Origin of the sequence: Romboutsia sp. 13368, from assembly GCF_018336475.1 — a bacterium.
GTDB lineage: Bacteria > Bacillota > Clostridia > Peptostreptococcales > Peptostreptococcaceae > Romboutsia.
Genome location: NZ_CP048741.1, coordinates 2,243,868 through 2,253,947, shown reverse-complemented (window position 1 = coordinate 2,253,947; position 10,080 = coordinate 2,243,868). Strand labels below are relative to the sequence as shown.

9 protein-coding genes are annotated in these 10,080 nt (G+C 29.9%); 8 read left to right on the top strand and 1 reads right to left on the bottom strand.

Going from position 1 to position 10,080, the window contains the following annotated elements:
• Positions 1 to 72 precede the first annotated feature (72 nt).
• The 7 genes from G3997_RS09425 to uxaC all read left to right on the top strand — a co-directional run bounded on the left by G3997_RS09425 (position 73) and on the right by uxaC (position 6,864).
• On the top strand, positions 73 to 1,470 hold the full coding sequence (locus G3997_RS09425; protein ID WP_296645526.1) for an MFS transporter: 1,398 nt from the start codon (positions 73 to 75) through the stop codon (positions 1,468 to 1,470).
• Between the two features lie 202 nt (positions 1,471 to 1,672).
• Positions 1,673 to 2,524 (top strand): SDR family oxidoreductase, encoded by an 852-nt coding sequence (locus tag G3997_RS09420; RefSeq protein ID WP_296645525.1) that lies wholly within the window; start codon positions 1,673 to 1,675, stop codon positions 2,522 to 2,524.
• Positions 2,525 to 2,543: 19 nt separating this feature from the next.
• Entirely contained in the window at positions 2,544 to 3,149 is a 606-nt protein-coding gene (locus G3997_RS09415; protein ID WP_296645524.1) for a bifunctional 4-hydroxy-2-oxoglutarate aldolase/2-dehydro-3-deoxy-phosphogluconate aldolase, read from the top strand.
• A 60-nt stretch (positions 3,150 to 3,209) separates the two neighbouring features.
• Positions 3,210 to 4,052, top strand: a complete 843-nt coding sequence (locus tag G3997_RS09410) for a sugar kinase (RefSeq protein WP_442971284.1) — start codon at positions 3,210 to 3,212, stop codon at positions 4,050 to 4,052.
• Positions 4,009 to 4,182: a hypothetical protein gene (locus G3997_RS09405; RefSeq protein ID WP_296645522.1), complete on the top strand. Its 174-nt coding sequence runs from the start codon at positions 4,009 to 4,011 to the stop codon at positions 4,180 to 4,182. Before G3997_RS09410 ends, G3997_RS09405 begins: the two co-directional genes overlap by 44 nt.
• 18 nt (positions 4,183 to 4,200) lie before the next feature.
• Complete coding sequence (gene uxuA / locus G3997_RS09400) at positions 4,201 to 5,247, top strand: mannonate dehydratase (protein WP_296645521.1); 1,047 nt, start codon at positions 4,201 to 4,203, stop codon at positions 5,245 to 5,247.
• A gap of 207 nt (positions 5,248 to 5,454) precedes the next feature.
• Complete coding sequence (gene uxaC, locus G3997_RS09395; protein WP_296645520.1) at positions 5,455 to 6,864, top strand: glucuronate isomerase; 1,410 nt, start codon at positions 5,455 to 5,457, stop codon at positions 6,862 to 6,864.
• A 42-nt stretch (positions 6,865 to 6,906) separates the two neighbouring features.
• On the opposite strand, the gene G3997_RS09390 is transcribed toward uxaC, so the two are convergent.
• The gene (locus tag G3997_RS09390; RefSeq protein WP_296645519.1) at positions 6,907 to 8,118 is read right to left on the bottom strand and encodes a helix-turn-helix transcriptional regulator; all 1,212 of its coding nucleotides are present in this window, start codon (positions 8,116 to 8,118) and stop codon (positions 6,907 to 6,909) included.
• A gap of 223 nt (positions 8,119 to 8,341) precedes the next feature.
• On the opposite strand from G3997_RS09390, the gene G3997_RS09385 reads away from it, so the two are divergent.
• Positions 8,342 to 10,063: a glycoside hydrolase family 3 protein gene (locus G3997_RS09385; RefSeq protein ID WP_296645518.1), complete on the top strand. Its 1,722-nt coding sequence runs from the start codon at positions 8,342 to 8,344 to the stop codon at positions 10,061 to 10,063.
• The last annotated feature ends 17 nt before the right edge of the window (positions 10,064 to 10,080 follow it).

Genomic DNA, 10,080 nt, shown 5'->3' with positions numbered 1-10,080 from the left:
TAAATGTAAATATGTATAAAAATGGACAGTAAAATACATTTAAGGAGAGGCGAAATGGTAAGGAGAGGCAAAATGGAATTAGCAAACAAAGAAGTTTTAAAATCAAGCAAAGTAAAGCCATTTGGTATGCAAGATAAAGTTGGATACATGTTAGGCGATGTTGGTAGCTGTTTATTATTCAACTTCATAGGAAGTTACTTATTAGTGTTCTATACAGATGTATTTGGAATAAGTGCAGCTGCAGTTGGTACTCTTATGGCAGTATCAAGAATATGGGATGCTATAAATGACCCAATGATGGGAGTTATAGTTGATAAAAGAAAAAGAACTAAAGATGGTAAGTTCAGACCTTACTTAAAATATATGGGTATACCTCTAGGAATATTTACAATATTAACATTCTTAGTAATACCTAATATGCCACAAGGAATGAAATTACCATATGCATATATAACTTATATAGGATTTGGTATGGCATATACAGCTATAAATATACCTTACGGTTCATTAGCATCAGTTATAACTAATGATGCAAATGAAAGAACTCAATTATCTACTTGGAGAAACTTATCAGGAGTATTTGCGATGATACCTCTTATGRTWTTAACACCTAAATTAGTATTTAATGCTTCAGGTGAGGTTTCAGCAAAAGGATTTGTTATAGCAGCAGTATTATATGCAATAATAGCAAATATAGCTTATAGAGCTTGTTACAAAATGACAACTGAAAGAGTTACTGTTGAAGTTAAAGAAGATGCTCCAAAGGTARRTTTAGGTCAAACTTTAAAAACTTTAGGTAAAAATAGAGCTTTAATAGGATTAATATTAAGTTCATTAGGAACTTTAACAGCTGTATTCTTACCAAGTTCTTTAAATGCTTATTTATTTAAAGATTATTTTGGACAACCAGGATTACTAAGTTTAGCTGGATTACTTCCAATGATTGGTACATTCATAGTACTACCATTTACTAGTAAATTAGTTGCTAAATTTGGTAAGAAAAATGTTGCTGCTTACAGTGGAATAATATCTATAGCTGCTTATGCAGTATTAGTATTCTTACCAAGTAAAAATCCAGTATTCTATTTAGTATTAACTACTATATCTGGATTCGGTCTAGCATTATATAACATGATGGTATGGGCATTAGTTGGTGACGTTATAGATTACCAAGAATATTTAAGTGGAAAAAGAGAAGAAGGTACAGTTTATGCTGCTTACTCATTAGCTAGAAARTTAGTTCAAGCTATAGTAGGAAGTATAGGTGGATTTGCTCTTGCTGCAATAGGATATCAATCAGGTGCAGCTACTCAAACTCCTGAAGTTGCTAATAGTATAAGAATGATAGCTACATTAGTTCCTTTAGTAGCACTTGTATTTGGTACAGTATGTATTAAGTTCGTATATAACTTAAACAACAAAACATTAAATGAAGTTAATACAGAATTAGAAAGAAGAAGAAGAGCTTAATAGTTTTTATAAATTATGAAGGAGTTATCAAATGATAGCTCCTTTTTTTATACTCATTTACTTTTTGTGAAAACGTTTCTTAAAGATAAAACTCTTTAAAAAAAATGTGACAAAAAAGCTAGTAAAAGGTTGCAATATTAAACTCTGTGTGCTAGTATACAAGTATAGATATTAATACGTAAAATTTGGGAGGCAAATAATCATGAAATTACCGTTTAATGTTGATTTAAAAGATAAAGTTGCAGTAGTAACTGGTGGAGCAGGTGTACTTTGTGGTGCTATGGTAGATGCTTTAGCAGCTTGTGGAGCAAAAGTAGCTATACTTTCATTAGGACAAGAATCTTGCGATAGAAAAGCAGAAGAAGTAAGAGCTAATGGAGGACAAGCAATAGGAATAGATGCTAACGTTCTAGATAAAGAAAGCTTAAAAAGAGCTCATGAAATAGTATTAAAAGAATTTGGTCCATGTGACATATTAATAAATGGAGCTGGTGGAAACCATCCAAAAGGAACAACAAGTAAAGAATACTTATTCGAAGAAGATTTACAAAATGATGAATTAACAACTTTCTTTGATTTAGATCAAAAAGGTGTTGAATTCGTATTCAACTTAAACTACTTAGGAACATTACTTCCATCTCAAGAGTTCGCTAAGGACATGATAAATAGAAAAGGATGTTCAATAATAAATATATCTTCAATGAACGCTTATACACCATTAACTAAAATACCAGCTTACTCAGGTGCAAAAGCTGCAGTAAGTAACTTTACTCAATGGTTAGCAGTTCATATGTCTAAAGTTGGAATAAGAGTTAATGCAATAGCTCCAGGATTCTTCGTAACAGCTCAAAATGAGAAGTTATTATTCAACGAAGATGGAACTCCAACTGAAAGAACAGCTAAGATATTAAACAGCACTCCAATGGATAGATTTGGTAAAGCTGAAGAATTATTAGGAACTTTATTATACTTAGTAAGTGAAGAAGCATCAGGATTCGTAAACGGTGTTGTTATACCAGTTGACGGTGCATTCTCAGCTTATTCAGGTGTATAATATATAGGGGGCGAAAGTCATGTTAGAAGCAATAAAAAAAGAAGGTATAGTAGCTGTAATAAGAGCTAAAGACCATGATGAAGCAAGAGGTTATATGAACGCTTGTTTAAAAGGTGGAGTTAAAGCTTTAGAAGTAACTTACACTATACCAAATGTAAATGAATTAATATCAGAATACAAAGACCACGAAGATGCTATAATAGGTGTTGGTAGTGTATTAAATGGACAAATGGCTAAGGATTCAATCCTTGCTGGTGCTAAATATGTAGTAAGTCCAGGATATAATGAAGAAGTTAATACAGTTTGTCATGAAATGGGTGTAACTTACTTCCCAGGATGTATGACAGTTACAGAAATAATGAATGCCTTAGAAAAAGGTAATAAAATGGTGAAAGTATTCCCTGGAGATGTATTTGGACCTAAATATGTAAAAGCTGTAAAAGCACCTATACCACACGTTGAAATAATGCCTACTGGTGGTGTTACTATAGACAACGTTGAAGAATGGTTTAAAATGGGAGTTTCTTGCGTAGGTGTAGGAAGTTCTTTAATAAAAGGTAGCTTAGAAGATATAGAAAAATTAGCTGCAGAATTCGTAGCTAAGATAGCTAAAATAAGAGGCTAATTATAAACTGTGAATAGTTTAAACTTAACTAATAAGAAAATATTAGGTTTTGGTGAAATAATGTTAAGGCTTACTCCTCCTMANAATTCTTTTGAAGCTGTATATTCAGGAGGAGAAGCTAATGTAATTGCAAGTCTTGCAATGTTTGGCCATGACACTAAGTTTGTAACAAAAATTCCAAACAATCATTTAGGGGAAAAAGTATTAAGTAAATTTAGGGGATATAATGTAGATATAAGTGACGTAATTACTGGAGAAGGTAGATTGGGGATATACTTCTCAGAAATAGGTCATGGATTAAGAAGTACAGAAGTAATATATGATAGAAAATACTCTGCTATATCAATGGCAGATAAAAGTGAATTTGATATAGACAAAATACTTGATGGTGTTGGATTTGTACATATGTCAGGTATAACACCAGCATTAAGTACAAGTTTAAGAGAATTCACTATAGATTTTATTAAAGCCTGTAAAGAAAAAGGCATAGTAGTTTCTTACGATTCTAACTTTAGAGCAAAATTATGGTCTTTAGAAGAAGCAAGAGAAGTACTAGAAGAAGTAATGCCTCTTATAGATATAGCTTTTTTAGGGCGTTTAGATATGATAAACATATTAAAGCTTGAGGATAGAGGTTTAGATTATGAAGATAATTTAAAAGATCTTTATACTAGACTGTTTGAAAAATATCCGAACTTAAAATATGCTGCATGCACTAAAAGAACTGTAAACTCAATTAATAATAATAGTTTATGTGGTTATTTGTTTGATGGAGAAAATCTTACAGTTTCAAATGAATATACTTTTGATATACTTGATAGAGTTGGTGGTGGAGATGCCTTTACTGCTGGAGTCTTACATGGTATATTCAATCTTACATGGTATATTCAAAAATATGTCTAATGAAGAGATAATAGAGTTTGCAATATGTGCAAGTTCATTAAAACATTCGATATTAGGGGACATAAATATAATCGATGAACAGACTATTATTTCTTTAATGAAAAATGGTCTTCAAAATATAAAAAGATAATAAATGGAGGACACGCTCATGAAAATGACGTTTAGATGGTATGGACAAGATGACCCTGTTAAAATAGAGTACATCCGTCAAATACCAGGAATGAAAGGTATAGTAACAGCAATATACGATATACCAGTAGGAGAAGTTTGGCCATTAGATAAAATAATGGAATTAAAAGCTTCAGTAGAAAAGCATGGATTAGAATTATCTGTAATAGAAAGTGTACCAGTACACGAAGACATAAAGTTAGGATTACCTACTAGAGATAAGTACATAGCAAACTACTGCGAAACTATAAGAAACTTAAGTAAAGCAGGAATAAAAACTATATGTTACAACTTCATGCCAGTATTCGACTGGACAAGATCTGATCTTGAATATGAATTAGAAGATGGATCAACTTGTCTAATATACGATGAAGAACAAGTAGCTAAAATGGACCCAGCTTTAGGTGAGTTAGAACTTCCAGGATGGGATACTTCATACGGTGAAGGTGGTTTAGGAGCATTACTAGACCAATATAAAGATATAGATGAAGAAAAACTTTGGGAAAACTTAGAGTACTTCATAAAAGGTATAATGCCAACTGCTGAAGAGGAAGAAGTTAAAATGGCTATACATCCAGATGATCCACCATGGGGAATATTTGGACTTCCAAGAATAATAACAAACACAGAAAACTTAGATAGATTCTTAGATTTATATGATAGTTACTACAATGGTGTTACATTATGTACAGGATCATTTGGTGCAAGTAAGACTAATGACGTAGTAGAAATGATAAAACACTTCGGTGGAGAAAGAAACAGAATACATTTCGCTCACTTAAGAAACGTATTAATAACTGGAGAATCTAGCTTCAACGAAGTTGCTCACTTATCTGAAGAGGGATCATTAGATTTCTATGAAATAGTTAAAGCATACGAAGATTACAACTTCGATGGACCTTTCAGACCAGACCACGGAAGAATGATCTGGGGAGAAACTGGAAGACCAGGATACGGATTATACGATAGAGCATTAGGTGCTGTATACGTAAACGGAATAATAGAAGCTATTAGAAAAAGCAAATAATATATATAATATATAATGCCTAAAATTTAACTTTAAAATAATTGACAAAAGCTCTTGTATATGCAAGAGCTTTTGTTCTAATAGATTATACAAAAATTAATAWTGCATAAAATTTAACTTTAAAATAATTGACAAAAGCTCTTGTATATGCAAGAGCTTTTGTTCTAATAGATTATACAAAAATTAATATAATAAGGAGTAATGGATATGAGAAAATTTATGGACGATAATTTTTTATTATCAACAGATACAGCAGTAACTTTATATCATGATTATGCTAAAGAAATGCCAATATGTGACTATCACTGTCACTTAAATCCAAAAGAAATAGCTGAAGATAAGAGATATAAGAACATAACTGAAATATGGCTAGGTGGAGACCACTACAAGTGGAGAACAATGAGAAGTTTTGGTATAGAAGAAAAGTACATAACTGGAGATGCTACAGATTATGAAAAGTTTGAAGCATTTGCAAAAGTTATGCCTTACTTAATAGGAAACCCAATGTATCACTGGTCTCACTTAGAGCTTAAAAGATACTTTGGAATAGAAGAAACTTTATCTCCAAAAACTTGCAAATCTATATGGGATAGATGTAATGAAATAATAAATGGTGAAGATTTCAGTGCTAGAGCTATGATAAGAAATTCTAATGTTAAGTACATAGGTACAACTGATGATCCAATAGATAGCTTAGAATATCATATAGCAATAGCTAAAGATGAAAACTTTGACTGTGAAGTTAGACCAAGCTTCAGACCTGATAGAGCTGTAAAGATACACGGTGAAGGATTTGCTGATTATATAGTTAAATTAGGAGAAGTTGAAAATACTGAAATAAAAGATTATGAAACATTATTAACAGTATTAGAAAAGAGATTAGACTTCTTCGTTGAAAATGGATGTAACATAACAGACCACTCTTTAGAAAGAGTATACTTCAGAAATACAACTATGGAAGAAGTAGATGCTATATTCAAAAAAGCTTTAGCTGGAGAAACTTTAACTATAGAAGAAATAGAAAAGTACTCTACATTAACAATGATAAGCTTAGGAAGAATGTACAGCAAGCGTGGTATGGTAATGCAATTACACATAGGAGCATTAAGAAACAATAACACTAGAATGTTCAAAAAATTAGGAGCAGACGTAGGATTTGATAGTATAGATGATGGAGAAGTTGCAACTAGCTTATCTAGATTATTAGATTCATTAGATATAACTGATGAACTTCCAAAAACTATATTATACTGCTTAAACCCTAAAGATAACGAAGTATTAGGAACAATGATAGGTAACTTCCAAGGTGGAGGAATAGCTGGTAAAATACAATTCGGTTCTGGATGGTGGTTCAACGATCAAAAGGACGGAATGGAAAGACAAATGATGGCTCTATCTCAATTAGGACTTATAAGCCAATTTGTAGGAATGCTTACAGACTCTAGAAGTTTCTTATCATATACTAGACATGAATACTTCAGAAGAATCTTATGTAACTACATAGGTGGATTAGTTGAAAATGGTGAATACCCAGCTGATATGGAAATATTAGGTGAAATAATACAAAATATATGCTACAACAACATAGAAAAGTATATAAAAAGTGAADWATTATAAAATAAAAGCTACTTTAAATTGATTTAAAGTAGCTTTTTATATTTAGCTATTATCTTTTCTATATTGTGAAGGTGTTTTATTCATATGTTTTTTAAATAATCTAGAAAAGTAATTAAAATCATCAATACCAACTATATTACTAATTTGATGAATAGGTAAATTACTATCTTTTAGAAGAATAGTTGAACGTTTAACTTTTTGTTTATTTATATATTCTACTATAGAATAATTAACTTCCTTTTTAAATACACGTGATAGATAAGTTGGAGACACATAAAATAAATCAGCCAAGCTTTTTACACATAAATCACTATTTAAATTTAAATTAATATGATTTATAACTTTCTTTACTAAAGGCGAATAGTTCTTTAATTTATAATTGATAACAGCATCACAATAATCAATAATCATATTAAATATTAAATTATATAGTTCATTAAAATCATTTGAGGATTCTATTTTTTTTAAGTTAGTATTATAGATGCTTTGTAAATGTATGGTAGAAAAGCATTCTAATTCAGCAGATTTTTTTAATAAAGTGTTATAGTAAATAAGTTTATTTTTATAATCTCTAATACTAACAAAATCATTTGAACTAATATTTGTTTGAGGTAATAATTTGTCTAAACACTTAGAAGCTGATAATTTATCTCCTTCTCTTATATAAAAAACTAATTTATGCTCTGTAGTTGAAATTTTTTCTAATGATTGAAATTCTACTAGTGAAATTAATTCATGATGGTTTTTATTTTTTTTATTTATTGAAATAAATAAATTATTTTTTTCAATAACTTCAAATTTACAATTTTTAGTATATATATTTTTTAATATTATCTTAACTATATTAGATATTTTATGTTTGTTTAAAACAGGCAAATCTTTATGATAATTTTTTAATCTATTAATCTCATCTAAAGTTAAATTATATTGGTTATGCTCAGATAAAATATTTTCATAATCGTCTATAAGTATGTAAGGACCTAATAGTATATAATCTTTATTTATTTCATCTAAGCAAACAATAATATAATTAGCAAATATAGAATCTGAAATAGAGTATATTTTTTCTTCCTTAGTATTAATCATAAAATTAATAAAAATATTAAAATAATCTTTATTTACAGTAAGTAAAGAAGGTAAATTTTTTTCTATTTCTTCTATATTATTCTTAATATCTTCTATATAAAATGATTGTAAATCTAAAGTTATATCTAACATATCTTTTATTAAATTTATGGCTTTATCTTTTGTCATATAAATACCTCTAAAAATTTATTGATTATACTATAATGTTAACAAATTTACTTAATGATTAGTATATTTTTTATTAATATAATAGCACTTTAGTATAATAAAGTGTTGTTTTGTCCTAATAATATACATAAATATGCTAACTTATGAGCAACACATATTGTATAATTATTATCAAGGAATACGAATTCCTAATCAAATGAAAAGAAAACTAAGGGGGATTAAAATGAAGATAGATTTAAAAGCAAAACCGTTTTATTTATCTGACGAAGATATAAAATGGGTAGAAGATACTTTAGCAGGATTAACTTTAGATGAAAAAATAGGACAAGTTTTCGTAGATATGCTATGGAATAACACTGAAGATGAAATAAAAGAACGTCTATCAAAATACGGAATGGGCGGATTTAGATATAATAATATGCCACCAGCAGACTTACATCGTCAAAATGCTGTTATACAAGAAAATAGTAAAATACCAGCATTAATAGCTGCAAATATAGAAGCAGGTGGAGATGGTGGAGTAGGTGGTGGAACACACTTCGGATACCACGTTGCAATAGGTGCTACACAAGATAAGGAAAATGCATATAAGATGGCATACTATGGTTGTAAAGAAGCAGCAGCTATAGGATGTAACTGGACATTCTCTCCAATGGTTGATATAAATAAAAACTGGAGAAGTAGTGTTATGTACAATAGATGCTTCTCAAGTGATGCTGAGCAAGTTCTTGAAATGTCAAAAGAATACTTAAGAGGTGCAAATGATGCAGGTATTGCATGTTGTATGAAGCACTTCCCAGGTGATGGTTTAGATGAAAGAGACCAACATGTTGTTACTACTGACAACTTAATGACTTGTGAAGAGTGGGATAATGAGTTTGGAAAAGTATACAAAGGTATGATAGATGCAGGTGTAGAATCTGTAATGATAGGTCATATAAGACTTCCAGAATACCAAAGAAAATTAAAGCCAGGTATAAAAGATAATGAAATAATGCCTGCTACAATAGCTCCAGAATTATTACAAGGATTATTAAGAGAGCAATTAGGATTTAATGGATTAATAATAACTGATGCAACTCATATGGTTGGATTAACTAGTCAAATAAGAAGAGAAGATATGATACCAACTACTATAGCAGCTGGTTGTGATATGATATTATACTACAGAGATAAAGATGAAGATACACAAGCTTTAAAAACTGGTCTTGAAAAAGGTATATTAACTATGGAAAGATTAGATGAAGCTGTTACTCGTGTATTAGCATTTAAAGCTATGTTAAAATTACATACTAAAAAAGCTAATAATACATTAATACCTCCAGTAGAAGGATTATCAGTAATTGGATGTGAAGAACATAAAGAAGTAGCTAAAGATATAATGGATAAAGCTATAACTTTAGTTAAAAACACTAAAAACCAATTACCAATAACTCCTCAAACTCATAAGAGAATAATGCTTTATACTATAGAAAATGGTGGATTTGCTCCTAATAAAATGGCTAAAGCTAGCTTACAAGATAGAGTAAAAGCAGAACTTGAAGCACAAGGATTTGAAGTTGATGTATTTGATAACTCTCAAGGTCTTAATGGTAAGCAATTATTAGCATCTACTCCAGTAAAAGAATTTGTAAATAAATATGATGCAGTAATGTTATTTGTTAGTGTTACAGGCTTCTCTACAAGCAATGTAAGAAGAATAACTTGGAATTTACCAATGGGACCAGAAATACCTTGGTATGTAACAGAATTACCAACAGTATGTGTATCTGTTCACAATCCATTCCACTTAATAGATGTACCTATGGTACCAACTTATATAAACTCTTATTCAGATAATGATGAAGCAATACATCAAGTAATACAAAAAATAATGGGTAAATCTGAATTTAAAGGACAAAGTACTGTAGATGTATTCTGTAGCGCATGGGATACTTGTTTATAATATTATTATAAACAAAT

What these genes read in the sequence shown, in the direction of transcription:
- G3997_RS09420 (WP_296645525.1), top strand. Translation starts at nt 1,673, where the DNA reads ATGAAATTACCGTTTAATGTTGATTTAAAAGATAAAGTTGCAGTAGTA.
- G3997_RS09415 (WP_296645524.1), top strand. Translation starts at nt 2,544, where the DNA reads ATGTTAGAAGCAATAAAAAAAGAAGGTATAGTAGCTGTAATAAGAGCT.
- G3997_RS09405 (WP_296645522.1), top strand. Translation starts at nt 4,009, where the DNA reads ATGGTATATTCAATCTTACATGGTATATTCAAAAATATGTCTAATGAA.
- uxuA (WP_296645521.1), top strand. Translation starts at nt 4,201, where the DNA reads ATGAAAATGACGTTTAGATGGTATGGACAAGATGACCCTGTTAAAATA.
- G3997_RS09390 (WP_296645519.1), bottom strand. Translation starts at nt 8,118, where the DNA reads ATGACAAAAGATAAAGCCATAAATTTAATAAAAGATATGTTAGATATA.
- G3997_RS09385 (WP_296645518.1), top strand. Translation starts at nt 8,342, where the DNA reads ATGAAGATAGATTTAAAAGCAAAACCGTTTTATTTATCTGACGAAGAT.